The sequence below is a fragment of the Streptomyces sp. NPDC048590 genome, from assembly GCF_043199535.1.
In the GTDB taxonomy this organism is placed as follows: Bacteria; Actinomycetota; Actinomycetes; order Streptomycetales; family Streptomycetaceae; genus Streptomyces.
Window position 1 is genome coordinate 290,879 of sequence record NZ_JBICWC010000004.1, and the last position, 23,199, is coordinate 314,077.

Here is a 23,199-nt window from a genome sequence, read left to right on the forward strand (position 1 = left end):
GGGACTTACCTCACGGAGTCAGATGACTCGCAGGGTCACTTGACCTCGACGGAGGCGCCGGCGGCCTTGAGGGACTCGGCAGCCTTCTCGGCGGCCTCCTTCGCGACCTTCTCGAGGACCGGCTTCGGGGTGCCGTCGACGAGGTCCTTGGCCTCCTTAAGGCCCAGCGAGGTCAGCTCACGCACGACCTTGATGACCTGGATCTTCTTCTCGCCGGCGCCGGTGAGGATGACGTCGAACTCGTCCTGCTCGGCAGCGGCCTCGGCGGCCGGGGCACCCGGGCCCGCGACGGCGACGGCGGCCGGGGCGGCGGCGGTGACGTCGAACTTCTCCTCGAAGGCCTTCACGAACTCGGAGAGCTCGATGAGGGTCATCTCTTCGAACTGCGCGAGCAGGTCGTCCTGGGACAGCTTCGCCATGACAGGCGTCCTTCCACTATTCGGCAGGTGCCGGATGTATATGTAGGCGGGCGTACGTGGAGCCCGCTGGACCGCTGAGCGTGATTACTCGGCGGCCTCGGCGGGAGCCGGAGTACCGGCACCGCCCTGCTCTTCCTTCTTGGCACGAAGCGCTTCCGCGGTGCGGACGAACTTCGAGGGCAGCGCCTGGAAGAGCGCGGCAGCCTGAGACTGCTTGCCCTTCATGGCACCGGCCAGCTTGGAGAGCAGAACCTCGCGGGACTCGAGGTCCGCGAGCTTCTTGATCTCATCGGCGGACAGCGCCTTACCGTCAAGGACACCGCCCTTGATGATGAGGTTGGGGTTGTCCTTGGCGAAGTCACGAAGACCCTTCGCCGACTCCACCGGGTCACCGGTGACGAAGGCAACCGCCGTCGGACCCGTGAACAGGTCGTCCAGCGCGTCGATCCCGGCCTCGTTGGCCGCAATCTTGGTCAGCGTGTTCTTCACCACGGCGTACTGGGCGTTCTCACCGAGCGAACGGCGCAGCTGCTTGAGCTGTGCCACGGTGAGACCCCGGTACTCGGTCAGCACGGCGGCGTTCGAGCTGCGGAACTGGTCCGTCAGCTCGGCTACCGCGGCAGCCTTGTCGGGCCTTGCCATGAGCGTCGGCCTCCTTCCGGGTGATGAGGACCGCTCAGAAGGGGCCGGGAAAGACGAAACGCCCCGGCGCAGGCGCCAGGGCGTAGCTCGACCGGATCGAGATCCGGGAGCTTTCCACAGTCACCTGCGCAGGTCGCCCGTTCTTGACGGATCCTTCGGTCGCCGCTCCCTCTTGCGAGGACACGGCAACGACCAGCGGTCTTTGGCTTCTCGACGAGAGTACGCGACCCGGCCCGTTCGGAGCAAATCCGTCCTGGTTCGGCCCCCGCGAGAGGTTTAGCGCCAGCTGGGACGGCCGCGAATCGGCGCGGCAGAGGCCCCGCGTACGCGGACGGGCCCCGCAGTCTCCGAGGAGGCTGCGGGGCCCGTCCCATGCCGTTGACGCGGCTACCGGGTGAGCGTGGAGGCTCAGACGGCGGCCGGGTCCTCCTCGACGAGGAGGTTGCGCACGCGGTTGGCGTCCAGCGGGATGCCGGGGCCCATCGTCGTGGTCATGGTCGCCTTCTTGATGAAGCGACCCTTGGCGGCGGACGGCTTCAGACGGAGGATCTCCTCCAGAGCGGCGCCGTAGTTCTCGACCAGCTTCGTGTCATCGAAAGAGGTCTTTCCGATGATGAAGTGCAGGTTCGAGTGCTTGTCGACGCGGAACTCGATCTTTCCGCCCTTGATGTCGTTGACGGCCTTGACGACATCGGGGGTGACGGTGCCGGTCTTCGGGTTCGGCATCAGACCACGCGGACCGAGCACGCGGCCCAGGCGGCCGACCTTGCCCATGAGGTCCGGCGTGGCGACGACGGCGTCGAAGTCCAGACGGCCCTTCGCCACCTCGTCGATGAGCTCGTCGGCGCCGACGATGTCGGCGCCCGCGGCTTCCGCGGCCGCAGCACGGTCACCGGTCGCGAAGACCAGGACCCGGGCGGTCTTGCCGGTGCCGTGCGGGAGGTTCACGGTGCCACGGACCATCTGGTCGGCCTTGCGCGGGTCAACACCCAGGCAGAACGCGACCTCGACGGTGCCGTCGAACTTCGTGGTGGCGGTGTCCTTGGCGAGACGGACGGCCTCGAGCGGGGCGTAGGTACGCTCCCGGTCGATCTTCGCGTCCGCAGCGCGGAGGTTCTTGCTGCGCTTCACTTCTGCTCCTGATGATTTCAGAGTGTGGAGTCGTGGTGCGGACCAGCGCTTGGTCCTACCACTGAGGGGCTACGAGGGCTGACTCAGCCTTCGACCGTGATGCCCATGGAACGGGCGGTGCCAGCGATGATCTTCGACGCGGCGTCGAGGTCGTTGGCGTTCAGGTCGGGGAGCTTGGTCGTGGCGATCTCGCGGACCTGGTCGGCCGTGAGCTTGGCGACCTTGGTCTTGTGCGGCTCGCCGGAGCCCTTCTCCACGCCCGCGGCCTTCAGGATCAGCTTGGCGGCCGGCGGAGTCTTCGTGATGAAGGTGAAGGAACGGTCCTCGTAGACCGTGATCTCCACCGGCACGACCATGCCACGCTGCGACTCGGTCGCGGCGTTGTAGGCCTTGCAGAACTCCATGATGTTGACGCCGTGCTGGCCCAGCGCGGGGCCGACCGGCGGGGCCGGGTTGGCCGCACCGGCGTTGATCTGGAGCTTGATAAGCCCCGTGACCTTCTTCTTCTTGGGAGGCATTGCTCTCTCCGGGTCCTAGTGAGAGTGTTTCGCCGCCAATCCGGTCATCCGGATGGAGGCATACCGCACAACGATAACGGGTATAGCTGCGCGACCAAAAACCGAGCAGGTCAGACCGGCTGTGAAGCCCGTCTGACCTGCTCGGTAGGCATGTGTCCAGATGTCGGCGGAAAGCCGTCAGTTCTTCTGGATCTGGTCGAAGCTGAGCTCGACCGGGGTCTCGCGACCGAAGATCTCGACGAGGCCCTTGACCTTCTTCGAGTCGGCGTTGATCTCGTTGATCGTGGCCTGGAGGGTCGCGAACGGGCCGTCGGTGACGGTGACCGAGTCGCCCACCTCGAAGTCCAGGACCTGGACCTCGACCTTTCGGGCCGGAGCCGGCTTGCCCTCGGCCTCGGCGGCCTCGCGGGCGGCCTTCTCCTCGGCCTCGGGGGCGAGCATCTTGACGATCTCGTCCAGGGTCAGCGGGTACGGGTCGTAGGCGTTGCCCACGAAGCCGGTGACGCCGGGCGTGTTGCGGACAACACCCCAGGACTCGTTCGTCAGGTCCATGCGCACGAGGACGTATCCCGGGAGCTTGTTCTGACGGACGTTCTTCCGCTCACCGTTCTTGATCTGGACGATCTCTTCCTCGGGCACCTCGGCCTGGTAGATGAAGTCCTCGACGTTGAGGGAGACGGCGCGCTGCTCCAGGTTCGCCTTCACGCGCTTCTCGTAGCCGGCGTACGTGTGGATGACGTACCACTCGCCGGGAAGTCCGCGCAGCTCCTCGCGGAGGGCGGTGACGGCGTCGACGGGGGCGGCTTCCTCGACGGGCTCGTCCGAGGCCTCAGCGGCCTCGTCGTCCTCGGAGGCTTCGTCCTCGTCGTCCTCGGCGCGCACGGCGTCCTGCTCGGCGGGCTCGTCGGCGGCGGCGTCAGCAGCTTCGACCTGGTCCGGGGCCACGGCATCCGCCGCCTCGACGATGTCGAGCTCGTCCTCGGCGGACTCGACGGCGCTCGCCGTAGGCTCGGCGTCGTCGTTCAGGTTCGGGTCAGACACGATGGCTGCTTCTTCCTGGATACATATGGGTGGAACATGCGAAAGGGGCGCCGATGAGGCGCCCTCCGCGGGATCAGCCGAAGACGTACTTGATGACCCGCGCGAATCCGAAGTCAATCACGGTGACGAGACCGATCATGACGACCACGAACACGATCACCACGGCTGTGTAGGTCGACAGCTGGCTGCGCGTAGGCCAGACGACCTTGCGGAGCTCGGCGACGATCTGGCGGTAGAAAAGCGCGAGACGGCCCAGAGGGCCCTTCTTTCCGCGCTTGCCGCCCTTGCGTGTCTTCTTCGACTCGGGGGCTTCGTCCTCGGCATCAGGCATGTCGATGGAGCCCACGGCGTCCGTCACGCTACTCACCTGATTCCGGGTCGTGGCCGTGCCGCGCCCGGTGGAGCCGCACGGCGGTGCATTGAAGTACGTACATGCGCACACATCCTGGCGAAGGAGTGTGTAGCAGGGCCGGAGGGACTTGAACCCCCAACCGCTGGTTTTGGAGACCAGTGCTCTACCAATTGAGCTACGACCCTTTGTGGTGTCCACCAACCTACCGCATCTCCCCCCGTGGTCCGGGTGGGGAAACGGTGCGGCTGATGAAGGCCAACGACAGGTGAGTGTACGTGTTCAGGGGCCCCGCGTCGAACAGACAACTACCGACCGGTCCTGTCCGGATGCTGTCCGAGTCCTGTCCGGTCCCTGAAACCCCTGTGCCACGGGGATTTACGGTCTGGGAACATGGGGGACATGAGCGCTGCAACTTCTCCGTCCGAGCGCCGGGTCTCGGCCCGCGTCGGTGCGATCTCCGAGTCCGCCACCCTCGCCGTCGACGCCAAGGCCAAGGCACTGAAGGCCGCCGGGCGTCCGGTGATCGGCTTCGGCGCCGGCGAGCCCGACTTCCCGACCCCCGGCTACATCGTGGACGCCGCGATCGAGGCGTGCCGCAACCCGAAGTACCACCGCTACACCCCGGCGGGCGGGCTCCCCGAGCTCAAGTCCGCCATCGTGGCGAAGACGCTGCGCGACTCCGGCTACGAGATCGACGCCTCCCAGGTCCTGGTGACCAACGGCGGCAAGCAGGCCATCTACGAGGCGTTCGCCGCGGTCCTCGACCCGGGCGACGAGGTCATCGTCCCGGCCCCGTACTGGACCACCTACCCCGAGTCGATCCGGCTCGCCGGCGGTGTGCCGGTCGAGGTCGTGGCCGACGAGACCACCGGCTACCGGGTCTCCGTCGAGCAGCTGGAGGCGGCACGCACCGAGCGGACGAAGGTCGTCCTGTTCGTCTCGCCGTCGAACCCGACGGGCGCCGTGTACACCGAGGCCGAGACCGAGGCGATCGGCCGCTGGGCCGTCGAGCACGGCCTCTGGGTCATGACCGACGAGATCTACGAGCACCTCGTCTACGGCGGCGCCGCCAGTGCCTCGCTCCCCGCGGTCGTGCCCGAGCTGCGCGACAAGTGCATCGTGGTCAACGGCGTCGCCAAGACCTACGCCATGACCGGCTGGCGGGTCGGGTGGATCATCGGCCCGAAGGACATCGTCAAGGCCGCGACCAACCTGCAGTCGCACGCCACCTCCAACGTCAGCAACGTCGCCCAGGCCGCGGCGCTGGCGGCGGTCTCCGGTCCGCTGGACGCGGTCGCCGAGATGCGGACGGCCTTCGACCGCCGGCGCAAGACGATCGTGCGGATGCTCAACGAGATCGAGGGCGTCCTCTGCCCCGAGCCCGAGGGCGCGTTCTACGCGTACCCGTCGGTGAAGGGGCTCCTCGGCAAGGAGATCCGGGGCAAGCGCCCCGCGGACTCCGTGGAGCTCGCGGCCCTCATCCTGGACGAGGCCGAGGTCGCCGTGGTCCCGGGCGAGGCGTTCGGCACCCCGGGTTACCTGCGCCTGTCCTACGCGCTGGGTGACGACGACCTCGTCGAGGGCGTCTCGCGTCTCCAGAAGCTGCTGGGCGAGGCGCGCGACTGATCGCGCACCGCACCCAGGAAGTGGCCCCCGGCTCCGGCCGGGGGCCACTTTTCTGTTCGACGGGTCACCCGGAAGGTAAAGCGGCTACCGCCAGGCCCCTCCGGTGCGGCAAGATCCTTCAATGGAGCGTGACGTACGGCTGTTGCCCAAGGCCCATCTGCACCTGCACTTCACCGGGTCGATGCGCCCGACGACCCTGCTCGAACTCGCGGACAAGTACGGCGTCCGCCTGCCCGAGGCACTGACGGGCGGGGAGCCACCGAAGCTCCGGGCGACCGACGAGCGCGGCTGGTTCCGGTTCCAGCGCCTCTACGACATCGCCAGGTCCTGCCTGCGCGAACCGGAGGACATCCAGCGGCTGGTGCGCGAGACCGCCATGGAGGACGTCGCGGACGGCTCCGGCTGGCTGGAGATCCAGGTCGACCCCACCTCGTACGCCCCGCTGCTCGGCGGGCTCATCCCGGCCATCGAGATCATCCTGGACGCCGTGGACGGCGCGGCGAGGGAGACCGGGCTGGGGATCAGGGTGGTCATCGCCGCGAACCGGATGAAGCATCCGCTGGACGCCCGGACGCTGGCACGGCTCGCCGTGCGCTACGCGGACCGTGGGGTGATCGGCTTCGGGCTCTCCAACGACGAACGGCGCGGCATGGCGAGGGACTTCGACCGTGCCTTCGCCATCGCCCGCGAGGGCGGCTTGATCGCGGCGCCGCACGGAGGGGAGCTCGCCGGGCCGTCGAGCGTGCGGGACTGCCTGGACGACCTGGACGCGGCCAGGATCGGGCACGGCGTGCGGGCCGCCGAGGATCCGAGGCTGCTGCGCAGGCTCGCGGAGCGCGGGGTGACCTGCGAGGTCTGCCCCGCGTCCAATGTCGCGCTGGGCGTCTACGAGAAGCCTTCGGACGTACCCCTGCGCACTCTGTTCGACGCCGGGGTGCCGATGGCGCTCGGCGCGGACGACCCGCTGCTCTTCGGTGCCCGGCTGGCCGCGCAGTACGAACTCGTCCGCCGGCACCACGCGTTCACCGACGAGGAACTCGCCGAGCTGGCCCGTCAGTCCGTGCGGGCGTCGGTGGCGCCGCCGGAGGTGCGGGAGAAGCTGCTGGGCGGCATCGACGCCTGGCTCGCTAGCTGATCCCGCCCAGCAGGGTGCGTGCGAGGGAGGCGACGAAGTCGTCCGGCGACTGTGGTGAGCCGCCCGCCTCGTAGGCGAACGCGCGCTGTGCGCAGGCGCCCAGGAGCAGCGAGGCGGCCGCGTAGGTGTCCGTCCCGGCTCCGACCCTTCCCGCCTGCTGCTCGGCGCGCAGGTAGGCGTCGAGACCCTCGATCGGCTTGTGGGGTCCGGCGTCCATCTCGCGCATCGCCTCGTCGTGGCGGCGCTTCAGTCGGGGCTCGGCGTAGAGCGAGGCGAGCACGGGGAAGGTCTGCTGGTAGAAGAGCGTGGCCTGGCGGGCGATTTCGCGGAGGTTCTCCTCCAGGTCGCCCTCCCCCGCTCTCAGATCGCCCAGGAGCGGCCCCAGCCGGGGCATCCGTTCGCCGAGGACTGTCACGAAGAGCTCTTCCTTGCTCCTGAAGTACTTGTAGAGCGCTGCCTCCGAGCACCCGGCAACCCTGGCGATCTCCTTGGTCGTCACCCGCGCGAGGCCGATGCCGAGCATGAGTTCGTGGGCGGCGTCGACGATTCGGACGCGGGCCGGCTTGTTTTCCATGCGTGCTCCAACAAACCTTGACGAGTGGGTGAGTGCCCACTCACTCTAAGGGTGAGTGAATACTCACCCACTGGGAAGGGGCGTGCGCCATGAGGCTCACCGTGTTCGGAGCGACCGGGGCCGTCGGCCAGGAGATCGTGCGCCAGGCGCACGCGGCGGGGCACGAGGTGACGGCGGTGGTCCGCGATCCCGGCAGCCTCCCGGACGGCCTCCGGGAGACGGAGCCGCACGGGATCGTGAGGCTGGACGACCCGGCGGCCGTGCGCGCGGCGGTCGCGGGGCGGGACGCCGTGCTCTCGGGGCTGGGGTCCCGGGGCCGGAAGGCGGGCGATGTCGCCGAGCGGCTCACTGGTCTGGTGCTGGCGGCCATGGAGGCGGAGGGCACCCGGCGGCTGCTCGTCGTGAGCGCGGCGCCCGTCGGCCCCGAGCCGGCGGACGACCCGCTGCTGGACCGGACGGTCCGCAAGGTGATCGGCGCGGTCCTCAAGGAGGTGTACGCCGATCTGACGCGCATGGAGGCCGCGTTGGCCGCGAGTGCGACGGACTGGACGTCGGTGCGCCCGCCGAAGCTGACGGACGGCCCGCCGACGGGGAGGTACCGGACGGTCGTGGGTGGAACCCCGCGCAGTGGCCGGTCCATCGCACGGGCCGACGTGGCCCACGCGATGCTGGCGCTGGTCGACGAGCCGGCCGCGGTGAAGCAGGGCGTGGGCGTCGCCTACTGAGGCCCACGCCGGGCGCCCCGCGGGCCGACGCACCGCACTTCTGCCGTCCTACAGGTCGACGCCGACCGTCACCGGTTCGTTGACGAGGGTGACCCCGAAGGCGTCGCGCACCCCGGCGACGACCTCCCGGGCCAGGGCCAGCAGGTCCTCGGTGGTGGCTCCGCCTCGGTTGGTGAGGGCGAGGGTGTGCTTGGTGGAGATGCGGGCGGGCCCCGTGCCGTACCCCTTGGTGAAGCCGGCCTTGTCGATGAGCCATGCGGCCGAGGTCTTCATCCGTCCGTCCCCCGCGGGGAAGGCGGGCGGGGTGACGTCCGCGCCCAGCCGCTCGGCGACCCGTGCCAGGAAGGCGGTGTGCTCGGCCTCGTCCAGGATCGGGTTGGTGAAGAAGGAGCCGGCCGACCAGGTGTCGTGGTCATCCGGGTCGAGCACCATGCCCTTGCCGGCCCTCAGGCGGAGGACGGTCTCGCTGGCGGAGGCCGCGGGGACGCGCTCACCCTGCTCGACGCCCATCGCCCGGGCGGTCTCCGGGTAGCGCAGCGGAGCGGAGAGACCGCCAGCGTCCTCCAGGCCGAAGCGGACGCGGAGCACCACGAAGCGGTCGGGATCGGCCTTGAAGCGGCTGTGGCGGTAGGAGAAGGCGCAGTCCTCGTTGGCCAGGGTGACCGTCCGGCCCGTCCGCCGGTCGTAGGCGACGACCTCGGTGATGACCGAGGAGACCTCCTGGCCGTACGCGCCGACGTTCTGGATGGGTGTCGCGCCCGCGGATCCGGGGATCCCGGCGAGGCACTCGATGCCCGCCAGCCCTGCGTCGACGGTGCGGGCCACGGCATCCGTCCATACCTCGCCGGCGGCGAGTTCGAGCTGCGTCCCGGAGAGCTCGAAGCCCTTGGTCGCGATGCGGAGCACCGTCCCGTCGAAGCCCTTGTCCCCGATGACCAGGTTGGACCCACCGCCCACGACCAGGAGCGGGGTGCCGCTGTCGTCGGCTTCGCGTACGGCGGCGATCACCTCGGCGTCCGTGGTGGCGGTCAGGAGCCGGTCGGCCGGCCCGCCGAGCCGGAAGGTGGTCAGGGGGGCGAGGGGAGCGTCGTGGAGTTCCTGCACGGGACAAGAGTACGGTCCGCGGTCCGTACGTCCGGGCAGGGCCACGGACGTGCGAAGGGCGCCCTCCCCCGGATCCTCACCCCGGGAAGAGCGCCCCTGCCGCGTGCCGCGGTGCCGTACCTCAGGCGAGGCGGACGACCGCGCGGGACATGCCCAGCACCTTCTTGTCGTCGCTCGTCGCCGTCAGGTCGACGCGGACCAGGTTGTCGTCCAGCTTGGCGGCCACCTTGGCGCTGACCTCGACGACCGCGCCGTTCTCGTCGTTCGGCACGACGACCGGCTTGGTGAAGCGCACTCCGTACTCCACGACCGATCCCGGGTCTCCGGCCCAGTCGGTGACCACCCGGATCGCCTCGGCCATCGTGAACATGCCGTGCGCGATCACGTCGGGCAGGCCGACCTCACGGGCGAACTTCTCGTTCCAGTGGATCGGGTTGAAGTCGCCGGAGGCGCCCGCGTACCGCACGAGCGTGGCCCTCGTCACAGGGAAGGACTGCGCCGGCAGCTCGGTGCCGACCTCGACGGCCCCGTATGCGATGTTCGCCGTCATCACGCCTCCTCGGCGGCGCGTGCCACCAGCTTCGTCCACGCGGTCACCACGTGTTCACCGGACTCGTCGTGGACCTCGCCACGGATGTCCAGGATGTCGTTGCCCGCCATCGACTTGATGGCCTCGATGGTGGAGGTCACCGTCAGCCGGTCCCCGGCACGGACGGGACGGGCGTACGCGAACTTCTGGTCGCCGTGCACCACCCGGCTGTAGTCCAGGCCCAGCTGCGGGTCCTCGATGACCTGGCCCGCCGCCTTGAAGGTGATGGAGAAGACGAACGTGGGCGGGGCGATCACGTCGGAATACCCGAGAGCCTTGGCGGCGTCCGGATCCACGTAGGCGGGGTTGGCGTCACCCACCGCCTCCGCGAACTCCCGGATCTTCTCCCGGCCGACCTCGTAGGCCGGGGTGGGCGGATAGGTCCGCCCCACGAAGGACTGGTCGAGCGCCATGAGCCCGGTACCTCCTGGTGGAAATCGACTGTGGGCAAGGAACCCATACAACGACACGAGGCCGCCCCCAGTGGGGACGGCCTCGTGTACGAGCCTGTTTCAGCGCGTTTCGCGGTGCGCGGTGTGCGAGTTGCAGCGCGGGCAGTGCTTCTTCATCTCAAGACGGTCCGGGTTGTTACGCCGGTTCTTCTTGGTGATGTAGTTCCGCTCCTTGCACTCCACGCAGGCCAGCGTGATCTTCGGGCGGACGTCGGTGGCAGCCACGTGAGTGCTCCTTGGACGGACGGATGGTCGGATGAACGCATAAAAGGGTAGCCGATCGAAGGACCGACCCCGCAATCGGCTACCGTTAGTAGCGGTGACCGGACTTGAACCGGTGACACAGCGATTATGAGCCGCTTGCTCTACCGACTGAGCTACACCGCTTTGATGCCGAGATCCCCCGCCGAAGCGGGTTCACTCGATCACCAGAGCCCCAATGCGGAATCGAACCGCAGACCTTCTCCTTACCATGGAGACGCTCTACCGACTGAGCTATTGGGGCGAGCGAGGAAGACATTACACGGTCTCTCGCCGATCGCCCAAATCCGTTTCCGTCGCCCGCACCGGACCCCGGCGTACCCCGGCGCCCACCCCCCTGATCAGGCCCTTGATCAGCCCGTACGCGATCTCGGCGGGCTCGTACGCCGGGCCTCGCGGCACCCCTCTCCGGGCGGTCCACGGAGAGCCACATTCGTGCGACTAATCGCTCGCTCCCGGGGACGGGTGGGAGAGCCCTTAGGCTCGGCCCACCCGGCGTGATCTTGTAATTCATCCAGGAGCGGCGCGATGCCCGACTGCCCCAGCGACGCGCCCGCCCTCCTGCTGAGCGGGGCCCGGCTCACGGACGGGCGCACCGTCGACGTACGGATCGCCGGCCCCCGCATCAAGGCGGTCGGCACGGCGGGCAGCCTCACCACCCAGGGGACGACCCGGCTGGACCTGCGCGGCCATCTCCTGCTGCCCGCACCGGTCGAGCCCCACGCACACCTGGACAAGGCCCTCGACGGCGCCCTGACCGGTCCCGCGCCGCAGCGCCCCGAGGACGTCCGGCGCCGGGTGACGGAGGGTGCCCTGCTCCAGACCGGTCATGGGGCGACCGCGGTGCGCACCCATGTACGCGTCGACGAGGCGGGGGGCCTCGGGCGCCTCGACGGCGTCCTGGAAGCCGCCCGTTCGCTGACGGGGCTCACCGAGCTGACGGTGGTCGCCGTGCCCGGCGTCCTCACCGGCCGTGCGGGCGCGCAGGGGCTGGCCCTGCTCCGGGACGCCGTGGACATGGGCGCGGGTGTGATCGGCGGCCGCCCCGATCCCGACCCCGACCCGGCCGGGCACACGGAGGCGGTTCTCGGCCTGGCCGCAACCAGGGGGCTGCCCGTGGATCTGCACACCGACGGCACGGACGCCACCTGTCTCGCCCGGCTGGCCTCGATGGCGGGCGGCCTGCGCACCGCCGTCTGCCTGGGCCCCTGCGCGGGTCTCTCCCGGCTCCCCGGCGACGAGGCCGCCCGAGCCGCCGACCGGCTCGCCGCGGCCGCCGTGACGGTGGTCTGCCTGCCCCAGGGCCGCTGCTCCGGGACCCGGCTGCGCGGACTCGCTCCCGTACAGCTGCTGAGGGCGGCCGGTGTGCGGGTGGTGGCGGGAGGCGGAGCCCTGCGGGACACCTCCAACCCCGTCGGCCGCGGCGACCCGCTGGAGGCCGCCTACCTCCTCGCCTCCCAGTGCGGCCTCACCCCGGAGCAGGCTTACGAGACCGTCTCCACGACCGCCCGGGCTGCCCTGGGCATGCCCGCCGCGCACGTCGAGGCGGGGTTCCCCGCGGAACTCCTGGCCCTCCGGGGCGACGGGCTGGCCGGCGCGCTCTCCCTCGCGTACAGCCGGATCGTGGTGCACCGCGGCCGTGTGGTGGCCAGGACCAGCGCCGTACGCGAGTACCGCGACTCCGGCGCCGCCGCGGCGGCGCTGGACCTCCCCCGTCAGGGACGCGCCGGTTCCGGCCCCGGCGGCGGGCCTTGAGCACCCACCGCGCCGGCGGCGTACGGTCGGAAGCATGCGCATTGTCATCGCAGGTGGACATGGTCAGATCGCGCTGCGGCTGGAGCGGATGCTCGCCGCGCGTGGTGACGAGGCTGTGGGTGTCATCCGCAACCCGCAGCAGAGCGAGGCCCTGAGGGCGGCCGGCGCCGAACCGGTCGTCCTGGACCTCGAGTCGGCTTCCGTGGAGGAGGTGGCGGAGGTACTACGCGGCGCGGACGCCGTGGTGTTCGCCGCGGGCGCCGGTCCGAACAGCGGCGCCGCGCGCAAGGACACGGTGGACCGGGGAGCGGCGGTGCTCTTCGCGGACGCGGCCGAGCGCGCGGGGGTGCGCCGGTACGTCGTGGTGTCCTCGATGGGCGCGAACCCCGATCACCAGGGCGACGAGGTGTTCGACGTCTACCAGCGCGCCAAGGGCGCGGCGGACGCGGACGTACGCGCCCGCAGCGGTCTGGACTGGACGATCCTGCGCCCCGGGATGCTCACGAACGACGCGGGCACCGGCGGGGTCCAGCTGGCCGCTTCGACGGGCCGCGGCCCGATTCCCCGGGACGACGTGGCGGCGGTGCTGGCGGAGCTCCTCGACACCCCGGCCACGGCGGGCCTGACCCTGGAACTGATCAGCGGGTCCAAGCCGGTGACCGTGGCGGTCAAGGACGTCGCGGGGAACTGAGAGGGTCGCCTCCGCCGTTGTACCGGTTCACGCCGGGGTGCTTCCGCCCCCCATGAGCTTTCATTTCCCGTGCTTCCGCTGCCCGGGAGCGGGTACCGGAAGCACCACACGCGGCCCCCGCGCGCGGCCCGCCTCGGGTCCGGCGGCGCCACGCGCCCGCAACGACCGTACGTCAGCCCTGGAGACTCCTCTTGCACCTCGTAGCGCAGGCGGCAGCGCCGCAGAAACCCGACGGCGGCATAGCGGGTTGGGCCACGGGGCTCGTCGAGACGCTGGGCGGTCCCGGGGCCGGGCTGGCCATCGCCCTGGAGAACCTCTTCCCGCCGCTGCCGAGCGAGGTGATCCTTCCGCTGACCGGGTTCGCGGCCGGTCAGGGGGTGCTCAGCCTGCCCGCCGCTCTGTTCTGGACCACGCTCGGCTCAGTCGTGGGGGCCGTGGTCCTGTACTGGATCGGCGCGTCCTTCGGCCGCGAGCGCATGCACTCCCTCTGGGCGAAACTGCCGCTGGTGAAGGCCTCCGACCTGGAGCGTACGGAGGAGTGGTTCAGCCGGCACGGGACCAAGGCCGTCTTCTTCGGACGGATGGTGCCGGTCTTCCGCAGCCTCATCTCAGTCCCCGCCGGGGTGGAGCGCATGCCGCTGCGGGTCTTCGTCACGCTGACGGCGCTCGGCAGCCTGATCTGGAACTCGGCCCTGGTGATGGCCGGTTACTGGCTGGGGGACCGCTGGGACGTCGTCGGCGACTACGTCGGACTGGCGTCCAAAGCCGTCCTGGCGCTGGTGGCGGTGGCCGTCGTGACGTGGACGATCCGCCGGGTGCGCCGTTCGGGCCGGTCCCGCAACGCACGCTGAGGGCTGCCCCACGGGGCGAGGCGTTACGGTCCCCGCACGGGTGCTCGGGTTAGCGTCGCCGCATGGACGGTTCCCCTGACCGCCGAAGCTGGCTCCCCTGCTACGCAGCCGGGGCAGTGTTCGCCGTGTGCATGGCGGGGACGACCCTGCCGACCCCTCTCTACAGCCTCTACCAAGAGAAACTCGGCTTCTCCGAGCTGACGGTGACCGTGGTGTACGCCGTGTACGCCTTCGGGGTCATCGGTGTGCTCCTGCTGGCGGGAAACGCCTCCGACGCGGTGGGCAGACGCCCCGTGCTGCTGTCGGGCCTGGCGTTCGCGGCGGTGAGCGCGGTCTGCTTCCTGTGCGCCTCCGCTCTCGGCTGGCTCTTCGCGGGACGGCTGCTGTCAGGCTTCTCGGCCGGTCTGTTCACGGGCGCGGCCACCGCGTACGTCCTGGAACTGGCGCCGGGCAAGGGGTCGCCACGCGCCTCGCTGGTGGCCACGGCCGCCAACATGGGCGGTCTGGGCTGCGGGCCTCTGCTGGCCGGGATCCTCGCCGAGTTCGCGCCCTGGCCGCTGTATCTCCCGTTCATCGTGCACATGGTGCTGCTGGCGGCCTCGGCGGTCGTCCTGCTCCGTCTGCGGGAGACGGTGCGCGAGCGGCGGCCGCTGGGAACGGCGCGTCCCCAGCGCCCCGGGCTTCCTCCCGCGGTGCGCACGGTGTTCCGGCCCGCGGCGCTCGCGTCCTTCGCCGGCTTCGCGCTCTTCGGGGTCTTCACCGCGGTCAGCCCGGCGTTCCTGTCGGAGTTCCTCGACGTGGACGACCACGCGGTGAGCGGGCTGATCGTGGCGCTCGCCTTCTTCTCCTCGATCGCCGGACAGACCGTGGTCGGCAGGATCGGCGAGGACCGCTCACTGACGCTGGGCTGCGCCGGCCTCTTCGGAGGTCTTGCGCTGCTCGCGGGCGCGCTGTGGTGGCAGTTGCTGCCCCTGGTCGTGCTGAGCGCGGTCCTCGGCGGCGGGGGGCAGGGACTGACTTTCCGCGCCGCCCTGGCCCAGGTGGCGAACGCCTCTCCCCCGGACCACCGGGCGGCCGTCGTCTCCACGCTGTTCGTCGTGGCCTACACGGGCATCTCGCTGCCGGTGATCGGCGTGGGCGTCCTCTCGGTCCACATCGGTCTCCAGGACGCCGGCCTGGTCTTCATCGCCTGCATGGCCGCCTTGGTCGTGGCCGCGGGTGCCTACCTGCTGCGTCGGCGGTCCGGGGACGTATGACCGGGGCGGGGGGCGGACGGTGCGTCAGGCGGCGTCCGCCTCCTCGCGGTCGTAGCCCCGTCCCGAGGGCGCGCTGCTCGCAGATCTGCTCTCGCGGGTGGACACGGGCGGGCGACCCGCCCGCGTCCACGCCGTCAAGCCGCTCGACGAAGCGGCCGATGCCTACAAGGAGTTGACCAAGGGCCTCAGTTCTCCAGGCGGACAGGCATCAGGAGCGAGAAGGCGTCCTCGGTGTCGGTCCGGCGGATCGCCAGGGGTGCCGTAGGGGCGGCGAACTCCAGGATCAGCTGGTCCCGGGCTCCGGCGGCTAGCGCGTGGAGCAGGAACTCGCGGTTGACGGCAACGTGGCCCTGATGGTCGTCGACGTCCTCGCAGACGGTCACCACCCCGTCGGCCGCCACCCTGAGCACGCTGACGTCACAGGAAACACCGCCCTGGTCGGGTGACTCGCCCGCACGGACGGGGCCGGTCTCCACCGCCTTCCGGAAGGCCGGGACATCGATGACGGCACGCTGCCCCGCAGGCAGGCGGACGAGGCGACGGTAATCGGGGAATTCGTGATCGAGGCGCTGTCCGGCCACCTGACGGTCCCCCGCCTCCAAGGCCACACGGTCACCGTCCACAGTGAGCTGAACGGGCGCGTCGTCGCTCAACAGCGCCCGCATCGCGTCGGCGAGCGGGGACGGCACGACGGCCTGCACACGGGGCCCGTCGTGCCCGGTGATACAAGCTTGTGCGACGGCCATCCGGTAGCGGTCGGTGGCCACGACCTGGAGCGCCTCGCCCTCGATGTCGAACAGGACGCCATTGAGCATCGGCAGCTCCGGGTCGGTACTGACGGCGAAACGGACCGCGTCCAGAGCGGCGGCCAGCTCGGGCGCGGAGACGGCCAGCCCGAAGGCGGCGGCGGGAAGCACGGTCATGGGGTTCTCCCTGAGTTCGAGTAGCGCTCGGAGCGTGGAGAACTCACTGCGGGCGTCGGCGAGCCCCTGTTCGAGTCGGCGCAGGTGTGTCTGGAGCAGCTGCCGCACCAGGCCGGTGTCCGCACCGGACCAGCCGGCCAGTACCAGCCGGATGTCCGCCAGAGGCATACCCGCCCGGCGCAGCCGAGCCAGCAACCGGGATTCCTCGAGCTGCTCGGTTCCGTACCAGCGGTAGCCACTCACCGGATCCACCCAGGCCGGGACGAGCAAACCGGCACCGTCGTAGAACCGCAGGGCGCTCACGCTCAGTCCGCTGTCCCGGGCCATCTCACCAATGCTGCGCATCTCGGTCTCCACACCCAGAACCCTGAGCCCTCCACCAGGTCGAGGGTCAACAGCCAACCGTCTCGGACACCGAACACCATCTGGCAGGACGCGGGACCGGCCGGCGGAGGTCGGGCCGGACGAACACCTCGTACCGATTGACCGGCCGGCGCAGACCTGAGCAGACCGCGCCTGTCAGGCGGTCAGGCCCTGGTCTTCCCGGCGCGATGCGATGACGGTGTACGCCGATCCCGAATGATCCGGCCGCACGCACCCGAGGGCCCTTTCGCCGGGTCGTGGATGCCCGCCAACGGAGATCTACGGGCTCTCCCGCTCAGCGAACCCCAGACACGCAGAAACCCCGTCCGACCCACTGTTTCAGCAGGTCGGACGGGGTTTCCCGTCCTGTGGCGGCGCCAGGGTTCGAACCTGGGTAGGCTGAGCCGGCAGATTTACAGTCTGCTCCCTTTGGCCACTCGGGCACACCGCCTGGAACGACGCCTCGGCTCCCCCTGGGGGCTCCTTGGCGACGACGTAAACGATACCCGATACCCAGGGGTGCTACGCCACCTGGTTGATCAGCACTTCGCATGGGCCGGGGTGGCTAGGCTTTGTGCCGTACCCAACGCATACGACGCAAGGAGCCACACGTCATGGCCGACTCCAGTTTCGACATCGTCTCGAAGGTCGAGCGGCAGGAGGTCGACAACGCCCTCAACCAGGCCGCCAAGGAGATCTCCCAGCGCTACGACTTCAAGGGCACGGGCGCGTCGATCTCCTGGTCCGGCGAGAAGATCCTGATGGAGGCGAACGGCGAGGAGCGGGTCAAGGCGATCCTCGACATCTTCCAGACCAAGCTGATCAAGCGCGGGATCTCCCTGAAGGCCCTGGACGCGGGCGAGCCGCAGCTCTCCGGCAAGGAGTACAAGATCTTCGCCTCCATCGAGGAGGGCATCTCCCAGGACAACGCCAAGAAGGTCGCGAAGATCATTCGCGACGAGGGCCCCAAGGGCGTCAAGGCGCAGGTCCAGGGCGACGAGCTGCGCGTCAGCTCCAAGAGCCGGGACGACCTGCAAGCTGTGCAGGCGCTGCTCAAGGGCAAGGACCTCGACTTCGCGCTGCAGTTCACCAACTACCGGTAGACGGCTCGCTGCCGTGTGCAGCGGGTCGGTGAACGGGGCGGGTCGTGCCGGTCGGCACGGCCCGCCCCGTCGGCGTACGCGCTCGCGCTCCGGACATGGGCGTGGCCGGGGAAGCGGGACGGGTCAGCGGCGCTCGCGGCTGTTCCCGAAGAGCAGGCGGTAGGCGATCAGCAGGACGAGGGATCCCGCGATGGCGGCCACCCAGGTCGCCGCGTCGAAGAAGTCCGTGCTGATGGGGCGGTCCAGGAAGCGTGACGACAGCCAGCCGCCGAGGAAGGCACCCACGATGCCTATCAGGGTGGTGCCGACCACGCCGCCGGGATCACGGCCCGGCAGGAGGATTTTGGCTATGGCGCCGGCCAGCAGCCCGAGGATGATCCAGCTGATGATGCTCATGTTGGCGTTCCTACCCGTCACTCGTTCCTGCAAGCCATGACGCCTTGAGGACGGGCGTGGTTGCCGGCCGGCTGTTCGGCCTGAGCGGCTGTGTCCCCGGATCCGGTGATCCGGCGGAGTGGGCTCAGTGGCCGACGAGGGGCTGGTCGCTCGGGACGATCTCCTTGCCGAAGGGCATCAGGGAGACCGGGATGAGCTTGAAGTTGGCGATGCCCAGCGGGATGCCGATGATCGTGATGCACAGGGCGATGCCGGTGCAGATGTGGCCGAGCGCGAGCCACCAGCCCGCGAGGATCACCCAGAGGACGTTGCCGATGAGGGAGCCGCCTCCGGCTCCCGGGCGGTCCACGACGGTGCGGCCGAAGGGCCAGAGGGCGTAGACGCCGATACGGAACGCGGCCACGCCGAAGGGGATGCCGATGATCGTGATGCAGAGCAGGAGCCCCGCGAGCATGTAGCCCAGGAACATCCAGAAGCCGCACAGGATCAGCCAAATGACGTTCAGGATTGCGTTCATGGTCGGTACCCTGCCATCTGCTCGAGTCGGGCGATGCGTTCAGCCATGGGCGGGTGGGTGGAGAACATCTTGGACATGCCCTGGCCGGGACGGAACGGGTTCGCGATCATCATGTGGCTCGCGGTCTCGATCCGCGGTTCGGGGGGAAGCGGAAGCTGTTTGGTCCCGGCGTCGAGCTTGCGCAGGGCGGACGCCAGGGCAAGCGGGTCTCCGGTGAGCTGAGCGCCGGACGCGTCGGCCTGGTACTCGCGGGAGCGGCTCACCGCCAGCTGGATGACGGAGGCAGCGAGCGGCCCCAGGATCATGATCAGGAGCATGCCGAGGAGGCCCGGGCCGTCGTCGTCGTCGGACCTGCCGACGGGGATCAGCCAGGCGAAGTTGACGAGGAACATGACGACGGACGCGAGGGCGCCCGCCACGGACGAGATGAGGATGTCCCGGTTGTAGACGTGGCTCAGCTCGTGGCCGAGAACCCCTCGCAGCTCACGTTCGTCGAGGATCTGGAGGATGCCTTCGGTGCAGCACACGGCGGCGTTGCGCGGGTTGCGGCCGGTGGCGAAGGCGTTGGGGGCCTGCGTCGGGGAGATGTACAACCGGGGCATGGGCTGGCGGGCGGCGGTCGAGAGCTCGCGGACCGTGCGGTAGAGCTGCGGTGCCTCGAATTCGCTGACCGGGCGGGCTCTCATCGCTCGCAGGGCGAGCTTGTCGCTGTTCCAGTACGCGTAGGCGTTGGTCGCGAGCGCGACGAGGAGCGCCACGAGCAGCCCGGTCCGTCCGAAGAAGCTGCCGATGACGATGATGAGGGCCGAGAGACCCCCGAGGAGTACAGCGGTTTTCAGCCCGTTGTGCCGGCGGTGCACGGTACGCCCTCCAAGTGGTGCAGCAGGGGAACCCTTGCTCGGTGGTGCTCCACTTCCAGTGGAACCTCCCGTACTGGTCAACGCGAGGCGGGAGGAGCTAGTTCCCTTGTGCCAGGTGGCCGGGGGCACAGGCAGCAGGGGCGGATCCGGAAGGATCCGCCCCTGGGCCGTACGGGGGGGGTGTGCCGGTCGCGGGCGGGTCGCCCGGCCGCGTCGGGTCAGCGCTGGGCGGGGAGCCCGGCGAGGGCGCGCGCCTCGGCGTCCGGCTCGACCTCGCTGGTGCAGTGGGCGCAGCGGGTGGCGACGGAGGGGATCTCGGTGAAGCAGTGGGGGCAGTCGCGGAGGGCGGCCTTGATGTCCGCCTTCTCCTCCTCCTGCTTGGCCGTGAAGCGGTTCTGGACCTTGGCCATCGGCATGACGACCAGGAAGTAGAGGACCGCGGCGGTGATGAGGAAGGCGATCGCGGCGCTGATGAAGAGCCCGTACGGGAACTTCACGCCGTCGACGGTGTAGGAGGCCTTGCTGAAGTCGCCGGTACCGCGGGTGAAGAGGCCGATGAGCGGCACGATGAAGGCGTTGCTGAAGCCGGTGACCACGGCGGTGAAGGCGGCTCCCACGGCGAGGCCGATGGCCATGGAGATGACGTTCCCGCGGAGGATGAAGTCCTTGAACCCGTTCAGCACCGCTCTGACTCCTCTGTGCTCTTCTCGGCGTGCTCGTCCCGCGCCCTCGTTCCGTGGCGCGTACACGCATACTCGTGACCCGTGCACGCAAGACCATGCCCTGTCCGCGGCATCCCGGGCAAGCTGGTCCCGGACGCTCAGAAGAGGCTGACCGCTGCGAAGCGGAGGATGAGCTGGGGCGCCCCGGAGAGTGTGATTCCGGCTACGGCGGCGAGGACGATCGCCAGGGTGAGCGGGGCGGGGACACGCTGCGTGTGCGTCGTGGAGGCCGTTCCGCCGGCCGCTCCCGCCTCCGGGGACGCGAAGAGGGCGGCGGTCCACCGAAGGTAGTAGTAGAGGGCGATCACCACGTTGACGGCCATGACGACGGCGAGCCACCCCAGCCCGGCGTCCACGGCCGCCGAGAAGACCGTGACCTTGGCGAAGAGACCGATGATGCCGGGCGGCAGGCCTGCCAGGCAGAGCAGGAAGAAGCCCAGGGCGAGCGCGGCGAGCGGTCGGGTGGAGTAGAGGCCCCGGTAGTCGCTCAGCCGGTTCCCGGGCGCGGTGCGGGCGACCAGGGCGGCGACGCCGAAGGCCCCGAGGTTCACCACGGCGTACATGAGCGCGTAGGCGACGGTGGAACCGATCTTTCCCTCACCGGCGTACCCGGCGGCGGCGACGGGGACGATCAGGTAGCCCGCCTGGCCGACCGACGACCAGGCGAGGAGGCGTACGGCGCTCCGGGCACGGCCCGCGTCCTGTCTCAGGGCCGCCAGGTTGCCGACGGTCATGGTGAGCGCGGCGAGGACGGCCAGGGCGGGACCCCAGAGGTCGCCGTACGACGGGAAGCCGACCACCGTGACGAGGACGAGGCCGGAGAAGCCGACCGCCTTGCCGACCACGGAGAGGTAGGCGGCGATGGGGAGGGGAGCACCCACATAGGTGTCGGGGACCCAGAAGTGGAAGGGCGCGACGGCCGTCTTGAAGGCGAAGCCGACGAGGGTGAGGACGACTCCGGCCTCGGCGAGGGTGGTGAACCTTCCCGGTACGTCGTCCAGGCGGCCGGCGATCTCCGTGAGGTGCATGGTGCCGGTGGTCGCGTAGACGAAGCTGACGCCGAGGAGTGTCACGGCGGTGGCGACCACGGAGGAGAGGAAGAACTTCAGCGCGGCCTCGGAGGAGCGCCGGTCGCCGCGCTTGATCCCGACGAGCGCGAACGCGGGCAGCGAGGCGACCTCCAGGGCCACCACGAGGGTGGCCAGGTCCCGTGCGGCGGGCAGCAGCGCGGCTCCGGCGGCGGACGACAGGAGCAGGAACCAGAACTCGCCCGCGGGGAGTTTGCGGGTGTCGCCGATCGAGAGGAGCGCGGTGAGCAGTGCGCCGCCGAGCACCAGGGCCTGGATGACGAGGGCGAAGTGGTCGGCGGTGTAGCTGCAGGCCCGGGCGCCTTCGGTGAGGCAGAAGGTGGAGCGGTCCCCCGCCCGCAGCGGGACGAGCGTCGCGAGCGCCGCGACGAGCCCTGCGACGGCCCCGTACCCGAGGAGCGGCTTATGCCGTTCGGCGGTGAAGAGGTCGGCGACGAGGACGATCAGGGCCACGGACGCCGCGATGACGGGGGGTGCGATCGCGAGCCAGTCGACGGACTGTACGAGGCTCGCCGCCCCGGTTGCGCTGTCGGCTGCCAGGATCACGACTTGCCTCCTGCGAGGAGCTGCTGCACGGCCGGGTCGGTGAGGCCGAGGAGGACGGCGGGCCAGAGTCCGGCGAGGACGGTCAGGGCGGCGAGGGGGGTCCACGCGGCGAATTCGTGACGCTGGATGTCGGGGACAGGCTGCGGCTGTTCACGCCGCTCGCCCATGCAGACCCGGCGGACGACGATCAGCATGTACGCGGCTGTGAGCAGGGTGCCGAGGCCGCCGATCGCCATGAAGGTGAGGAATGCGGGGCGGCTGAGCCCTTCGGCCGGGTCGAAGGCCCCGAACAGGGTGAGCATCTCGCCCCAGAACCCGGCGAGGCCGGGGAGCCCGAGGGAGGCGACCGCCGCGAAGGCGAGGAGGCCGCCGAGCCGGGGTGCGTGTTCGTAGAGCGCGGCCCCGGTGGCGCCGGAGAGGGTGTCGAGATCGGCCGTGCCGTAGCGGTCCTTGACCGCGCCGACCAGGAAGAACAGCAGGCCGGTGATGAGGCCGTGGGCGATGTTCGCGAAGAGCGCGCCGTTGACGCCGGTCGGGGTCATGGTCGCGATGCCCAGCAGGACGAAGCCCATGTGGCCGACGGAGGAGTAGGCGATCAGGCGCTTGAGGTCGCCCTTGGCGCCGGGGCGGGCGAGGGCGAGGCAGGCGAGGGACCCGTAGACGATCCCGACGACGGCGAAGGCGGCGAGGTAGGGAGCGAAGGTCTGCATCCCGTCGGGGGTGGCGGGGAGCAGGATGCGCACGAAGCCGTAGGTGCCCATCTTCAGCAGGACGCCCGCGAGGAGGACAGAGCCGACGGTGGGCGCCGCGGTGTGGGCGTCCGGCAGCCAGCTGTGCAGCGGCCACATCGGGGTCTTGACCGCCAGGCCGATCCCGATGGCGAGTACGGCGATGACCTGCACGGATGTGGTGAGCTCACGGCCGTTGTCAGTGGCGAGTGCCACCATGTCGAAGGTGCCGCTCTTCAGACCGATGAGGAGCAGTCCGAGCAGCATGAGCACGGAACCGAGCAGTGTGTAGAGGATGAACTTCCAGGCGGCCTGCTGCCTCCTGTCACCGCCCCAGCGGGCGATGAGGAAGTACATCGGGATGAGGACCATCTCGAAGGCCAGGAAGAACAGCACCAGGTCGAGGACGGCGAAGGTCGCGAGGGTCCCGGACTCGAGGACGAGGACGAGCGCGACGAGGGCCTTCGGGGAGGGGCCCGCGGGGGGCTTGAAGTAGCTGTGGAGCGCGCAGAGGAAGGTCAGCAGCGCGGTCAGTACGAGAAGGGGGAGCGAGATGCCGTCGGTGCCGAGGTGGATCCGGACGTCCAGTGCCGGGATCCAGCTGATGTCGGTGGTGGCCTGCATCTTCGACGGGTGGTCGTGGTCGAATCCCGCGGCGAGTACGAGCGTGGCGGCGAGCACGGCGCCGGTGACGGTCATGCCGTGGCGCAGCACCGCCTGGTCGGGGTTCCGGCCCTTGAGGCCGGGAGGGGCGGGCAGCAGCGCGGCGACCGCGCCGAGGAGCGGGGCGACGACGACGAACGCCAGAAGGAACTGCATCACGGATGCGCT

General features: G+C 70.0%; 26 protein-coding genes and 4 tRNA genes. 8 read left to right on the plus strand and 22 right to left on the minus strand.

The annotated features are described in order from the left end of the window. Positions 1 to 35: 35 nt before the first annotated feature. The 7 genes from rplL to ACGFNN_RS13570 form a co-directional block, all read right to left on the minus strand. Entirely contained in the window at positions 36 to 419 is a 384-nt protein-coding gene (gene rplL, locus ACGFNN_RS13540; RefSeq protein WP_393555506.1) for a 50S ribosomal protein L7/L12, read from the minus strand. An 84-nt stretch (positions 420 to 503) separates the two neighbouring features. Continuing rightward, positions 504 to 1,061 (minus strand): 50S ribosomal protein L10, encoded by a 558-nt coding sequence (gene rplJ / locus ACGFNN_RS13545; protein ID WP_362552616.1) that lies wholly within the window; start codon positions 1,059 to 1,061, stop codon positions 504 to 506. Between the two features lie 408 nt (positions 1,062 to 1,469). Next, positions 1,470 to 2,192: a 50S ribosomal protein L1 gene (rplA, locus tag ACGFNN_RS13550; RefSeq protein WP_393555508.1), complete on the minus strand. Its 723-nt coding sequence runs from the start codon at positions 2,190 to 2,192 to the stop codon at positions 1,470 to 1,472. Between the two features lie 83 nt (positions 2,193 to 2,275). After that, the gene (gene rplK / locus ACGFNN_RS13555) at positions 2,276 to 2,710 is read right to left on the minus strand and encodes a 50S ribosomal protein L11 (protein WP_073220156.1); all 435 of its coding nucleotides are present in this window, start codon (positions 2,708 to 2,710) and stop codon (positions 2,276 to 2,278) included. Positions 2,711 to 2,887: 177 nt separating this feature from the next. After that, positions 2,888 to 3,751, minus strand: coding sequence for a transcription termination/antitermination protein NusG (gene nusG / locus ACGFNN_RS13560; RefSeq protein ID WP_393555510.1), 864 nt, complete (start codon positions 3,749 to 3,751; stop codon positions 2,888 to 2,890). Positions 3,752 to 3,824: 73 nt separating this feature from the next. Then, a complete protein-coding gene (gene secE, locus ACGFNN_RS13565) occupies positions 3,825 to 4,109 on the minus strand; it encodes a preprotein translocase subunit SecE (protein WP_362552607.1) in 285 nt (94 codons plus the stop codon). Positions 4,110 to 4,215: 106 nt separating this feature from the next. Next, a tRNA-Trp gene (locus ACGFNN_RS13570) sits at positions 4,216 to 4,288 on the minus strand. 214 nt (positions 4,289 to 4,502) lie between these two features. On the opposite strand from ACGFNN_RS13570, the gene ACGFNN_RS13575 reads away from it, so the two are divergent. After that, positions 4,503 to 5,729, plus strand: a complete 1,227-nt coding sequence (locus tag ACGFNN_RS13575) for a pyridoxal phosphate-dependent aminotransferase (RefSeq protein ID WP_393555512.1) — start codon at positions 4,503 to 4,505, stop codon at positions 5,727 to 5,729. 121 nt (positions 5,730 to 5,850) lie between these two features. Continuing rightward, entirely contained in the window at positions 5,851 to 6,864 is a 1,014-nt protein-coding gene (locus ACGFNN_RS13580) for an adenosine deaminase (RefSeq protein WP_393555514.1), read from the plus strand. Here the strand turns inward: ACGFNN_RS13580 and ACGFNN_RS13585 are convergent. Continuing rightward, positions 6,857 to 7,438 (minus strand): TetR/AcrR family transcriptional regulator, encoded by a 582-nt coding sequence (locus ACGFNN_RS13585; protein ID WP_393555516.1) that lies wholly within the window; start codon positions 7,436 to 7,438, stop codon positions 6,857 to 6,859. The two genes, ACGFNN_RS13580 and ACGFNN_RS13585, sit on opposite strands and share 8 nt — an antisense overlap. 89 nt (positions 7,439 to 7,527) lie before the next feature. On the opposite strand from ACGFNN_RS13585, the gene ACGFNN_RS13590 reads away from it, so the two are divergent. Next, positions 7,528 to 8,163, plus strand: coding sequence for an NAD(P)-dependent oxidoreductase (locus tag ACGFNN_RS13590; protein WP_393555518.1), 636 nt, complete (start codon positions 7,528 to 7,530; stop codon positions 8,161 to 8,163). A gap of 48 nt (positions 8,164 to 8,211) precedes the next feature. On the opposite strand, the gene ACGFNN_RS13595 is transcribed toward ACGFNN_RS13590, so the two are convergent. From ACGFNN_RS13595 to ACGFNN_RS13620, 6 genes are all read right to left on the minus strand, one after another. Continuing rightward, positions 8,212 to 9,267, minus strand: a complete 1,056-nt coding sequence (locus tag ACGFNN_RS13595; protein WP_393555520.1) for a UDP-N-acetylmuramate dehydrogenase — start codon at positions 9,265 to 9,267, stop codon at positions 8,212 to 8,214. Positions 9,268 to 9,388: 121 nt separating this feature from the next. After that, positions 9,389 to 9,817 carry a MaoC family dehydratase gene (locus ACGFNN_RS13600; RefSeq protein WP_365519163.1) on the minus strand — a complete coding sequence of 143 codons (429 nt, stop codon included), beginning with the start codon at positions 9,815 to 9,817 and terminating at the stop codon, positions 9,389 to 9,391. Next, positions 9,817 to 10,269, minus strand: a complete 453-nt coding sequence (locus ACGFNN_RS13605; RefSeq protein WP_393555522.1) for a MaoC family dehydratase N-terminal domain-containing protein — start codon at positions 10,267 to 10,269, stop codon at positions 9,817 to 9,819. The genes ACGFNN_RS13600 and ACGFNN_RS13605 overlap by 1 nt, the downstream gene beginning before the upstream one ends. A 99-nt stretch (positions 10,270 to 10,368) precedes the next feature. After that, positions 10,369 to 10,533: a 50S ribosomal protein L33 gene (rpmG, locus tag ACGFNN_RS13610; protein ID WP_003956487.1), complete on the minus strand. Its 165-nt coding sequence runs from the start codon at positions 10,531 to 10,533 to the stop codon at positions 10,369 to 10,371. Between the two features lie 89 nt (positions 10,534 to 10,622). Beyond that, a tRNA-Met gene (locus ACGFNN_RS13615) sits at positions 10,623 to 10,695 on the minus strand. A gap of 45 nt (positions 10,696 to 10,740) precedes the next feature. After that, positions 10,741 to 10,813: transfer RNA gene (locus ACGFNN_RS13620), tRNA-Thr, on the minus strand. A gap of 284 nt (positions 10,814 to 11,097) precedes the next feature. On the opposite strand from ACGFNN_RS13620, the gene ACGFNN_RS13625 reads away from it, so the two are divergent. From ACGFNN_RS13625 to ACGFNN_RS13640, 4 genes are all read left to right on the plus strand, one after another. Next, a complete protein-coding gene (locus tag ACGFNN_RS13625) occupies positions 11,098 to 12,324 on the plus strand; it encodes an amidohydrolase family protein (protein WP_393555524.1) in 1,227 nt (408 codons plus the stop codon). Positions 12,325 to 12,358: 34 nt separating this feature from the next. Continuing rightward, positions 12,359 to 13,015: an SDR family oxidoreductase gene (locus tag ACGFNN_RS13630; protein WP_362555043.1), complete on the plus strand. Its 657-nt coding sequence runs from the start codon at positions 12,359 to 12,361 to the stop codon at positions 13,013 to 13,015. Between the two features lie 191 nt (positions 13,016 to 13,206). After that, positions 13,207 to 13,866, plus strand: a complete 660-nt coding sequence (locus ACGFNN_RS13635) for a DedA family protein (RefSeq protein ID WP_393555526.1) — start codon at positions 13,207 to 13,209, stop codon at positions 13,864 to 13,866. Between the two features lie 62 nt (positions 13,867 to 13,928). Beyond that, entirely contained in the window at positions 13,929 to 15,122 is a 1,194-nt protein-coding gene (locus ACGFNN_RS13640; RefSeq protein ID WP_393555528.1) for an MFS transporter, read from the plus strand. Positions 15,123 to 15,307: 185 nt separating this feature from the next. Here ACGFNN_RS13640 and ACGFNN_RS13645 read toward each other — a convergent pair whose 3' ends face one another. Next, positions 15,308 to 16,390: a MerR family transcriptional regulator gene (locus tag ACGFNN_RS13645; RefSeq protein ID WP_393555530.1), complete on the minus strand. Its 1,083-nt coding sequence runs from the start codon at positions 16,388 to 16,390 to the stop codon at positions 15,308 to 15,310. A 387-nt stretch (positions 16,391 to 16,777) separates the two neighbouring features. Continuing rightward, a tRNA-Tyr gene (locus ACGFNN_RS13650) sits at positions 16,778 to 16,859 on the minus strand. A gap of 163 nt (positions 16,860 to 17,022) precedes the next feature. Here ACGFNN_RS13650 and ACGFNN_RS13655 point away from each other — a divergent pair. After that, positions 17,023 to 17,511, plus strand: coding sequence for a YajQ family cyclic di-GMP-binding protein (locus ACGFNN_RS13655; RefSeq protein WP_362555003.1), 489 nt, complete (start codon positions 17,023 to 17,025; stop codon positions 17,509 to 17,511). A 123-nt stretch (positions 17,512 to 17,634) separates the two neighbouring features. Here the strand turns inward: ACGFNN_RS13655 and ACGFNN_RS13660 are convergent, their stop codons facing one another. From ACGFNN_RS13660 to ACGFNN_RS13685, 6 genes are all read right to left on the minus strand, one after another. Beyond that, the gene (locus tag ACGFNN_RS13660; protein WP_393555532.1) at positions 17,635 to 17,907 is read right to left on the minus strand and encodes a GlsB/YeaQ/YmgE family stress response membrane protein; all 273 of its coding nucleotides are present in this window, start codon (positions 17,905 to 17,907) and stop codon (positions 17,635 to 17,637) included. 124 nt (positions 17,908 to 18,031) lie between these two features. Next, complete coding sequence (locus tag ACGFNN_RS13665) at positions 18,032 to 18,424, minus strand: YccF domain-containing protein (RefSeq protein ID WP_362664812.1); 393 nt, start codon at positions 18,422 to 18,424, stop codon at positions 18,032 to 18,034. After that, complete coding sequence (gene htpX, locus ACGFNN_RS13670) at positions 18,421 to 19,284, minus strand: zinc metalloprotease HtpX (protein ID WP_362554996.1); 864 nt, start codon at positions 19,282 to 19,284, stop codon at positions 18,421 to 18,423. The genes ACGFNN_RS13665 and htpX overlap by 4 nt, the downstream gene beginning before the upstream one ends. A gap of 218 nt (positions 19,285 to 19,502) precedes the next feature. After that, on the minus strand, positions 19,503 to 19,967 hold the full coding sequence (mscL, locus tag ACGFNN_RS13675) for a large conductance mechanosensitive channel protein MscL (RefSeq protein WP_362664809.1): 465 nt from the start codon (positions 19,965 to 19,967) through the stop codon (positions 19,503 to 19,505). A gap of 137 nt (positions 19,968 to 20,104) precedes the next feature. Continuing rightward, positions 20,105 to 21,640, minus strand: a complete 1,536-nt coding sequence (locus ACGFNN_RS13680; protein ID WP_393555535.1) for an NADH-quinone oxidoreductase subunit N — start codon at positions 21,638 to 21,640, stop codon at positions 20,105 to 20,107. Further along, positions 21,637 to 23,187: a NuoM family protein gene (locus ACGFNN_RS13685; RefSeq protein ID WP_393556224.1), complete on the minus strand. Its 1,551-nt coding sequence runs from the start codon at positions 23,185 to 23,187 to the stop codon at positions 21,637 to 21,639. The genes ACGFNN_RS13680 and ACGFNN_RS13685 overlap by 4 nt, the downstream gene beginning before the upstream one ends. Positions 23,188 to 23,199 lie beyond the last annotated feature (12 nt).

What these genes read in the sequence shown, in the direction of transcription:
- ACGFNN_RS13575 (WP_393555512.1), top strand. Translation starts at nt 4,503, where the DNA reads ATGAGCGCTGCAACTTCTCCGTCCGAGCGCCGGGTCTCGGCCCGCGTC.
- ACGFNN_RS13625 (WP_393555524.1), top strand. Translation starts at nt 11,098, where the DNA reads ATGCCCGACTGCCCCAGCGACGCGCCCGCCCTCCTGCTGAGCGGGGCC.
- ACGFNN_RS13640 (WP_393555528.1), top strand. Translation starts at nt 13,929, where the DNA reads ATGGACGGTTCCCCTGACCGCCGAAGCTGGCTCCCCTGCTACGCAGCC.
- ACGFNN_RS13590 (WP_393555518.1), top strand. Translation starts at nt 7,528, where the DNA reads ATGAGGCTCACCGTGTTCGGAGCGACCGGGGCCGTCGGCCAGGAGATC.
- ACGFNN_RS13655 (WP_362555003.1), top strand. Translation starts at nt 17,023, where the DNA reads ATGGCCGACTCCAGTTTCGACATCGTCTCGAAGGTCGAGCGGCAGGAG.
- ACGFNN_RS13665 (WP_362664812.1), bottom strand. Translation starts at nt 18,424, where the DNA reads ATGAACGCAATCCTGAACGTCATTTGGCTGATCCTGTGCGGCTTCTGG.
- ACGFNN_RS13645 (WP_393555530.1), bottom strand. Translation starts at nt 16,390, where the DNA reads ATGCGCAGCATTGGTGAGATGGCCCGGGACAGCGGACTGAGCGTGAGC.
- ACGFNN_RS13585 (WP_393555516.1), bottom strand. Translation starts at nt 7,438, where the DNA reads ATGGAAAACAAGCCGGCCCGCGTCCGAATCGTCGACGCCGCCCACGAA.
- ACGFNN_RS13660 (WP_393555532.1), bottom strand. Translation starts at nt 17,907, where the DNA reads ATGAGCATCATCAGCTGGATCATCCTCGGGCTGCTGGCCGGCGCCATA.
- ACGFNN_RS13630 (WP_362555043.1), top strand. Translation starts at nt 12,359, where the DNA reads ATGCGCATTGTCATCGCAGGTGGACATGGTCAGATCGCGCTGCGGCTG.
- ACGFNN_RS13605 (WP_393555522.1), bottom strand. Translation starts at nt 10,269, where the DNA reads ATGGCGCTCGACCAGTCCTTCGTGGGGCGGACCTATCCGCCCACCCCG.
- rplL (WP_393555506.1), bottom strand. Translation starts at nt 419, where the DNA reads ATGGCGAAGCTGTCCCAGGACGACCTGCTCGCGCAGTTCGAAGAGATG.
- rplK (WP_073220156.1), bottom strand. Translation starts at nt 2,710, where the DNA reads ATGCCTCCCAAGAAGAAGAAGGTCACGGGGCTTATCAAGCTCCAGATC.
- ACGFNN_RS13580 (WP_393555514.1), top strand. Translation starts at nt 5,851, where the DNA reads ATGGAGCGTGACGTACGGCTGTTGCCCAAGGCCCATCTGCACCTGCAC.
- ACGFNN_RS13685 (WP_393556224.1), bottom strand. Translation starts at nt 23,187, where the DNA reads ATGCAGTTCCTTCTGGCGTTCGTCGTCGTCGCCCCGCTCCTCGGCGCG.
- rplJ (WP_362552616.1), bottom strand. Translation starts at nt 1,061, where the DNA reads ATGGCAAGGCCCGACAAGGCTGCCGCGGTAGCCGAGCTGACGGACCAG.
- ACGFNN_RS13600 (WP_365519163.1), bottom strand. Translation starts at nt 9,817, where the DNA reads ATGACGGCGAACATCGCATACGGGGCCGTCGAGGTCGGCACCGAGCTG.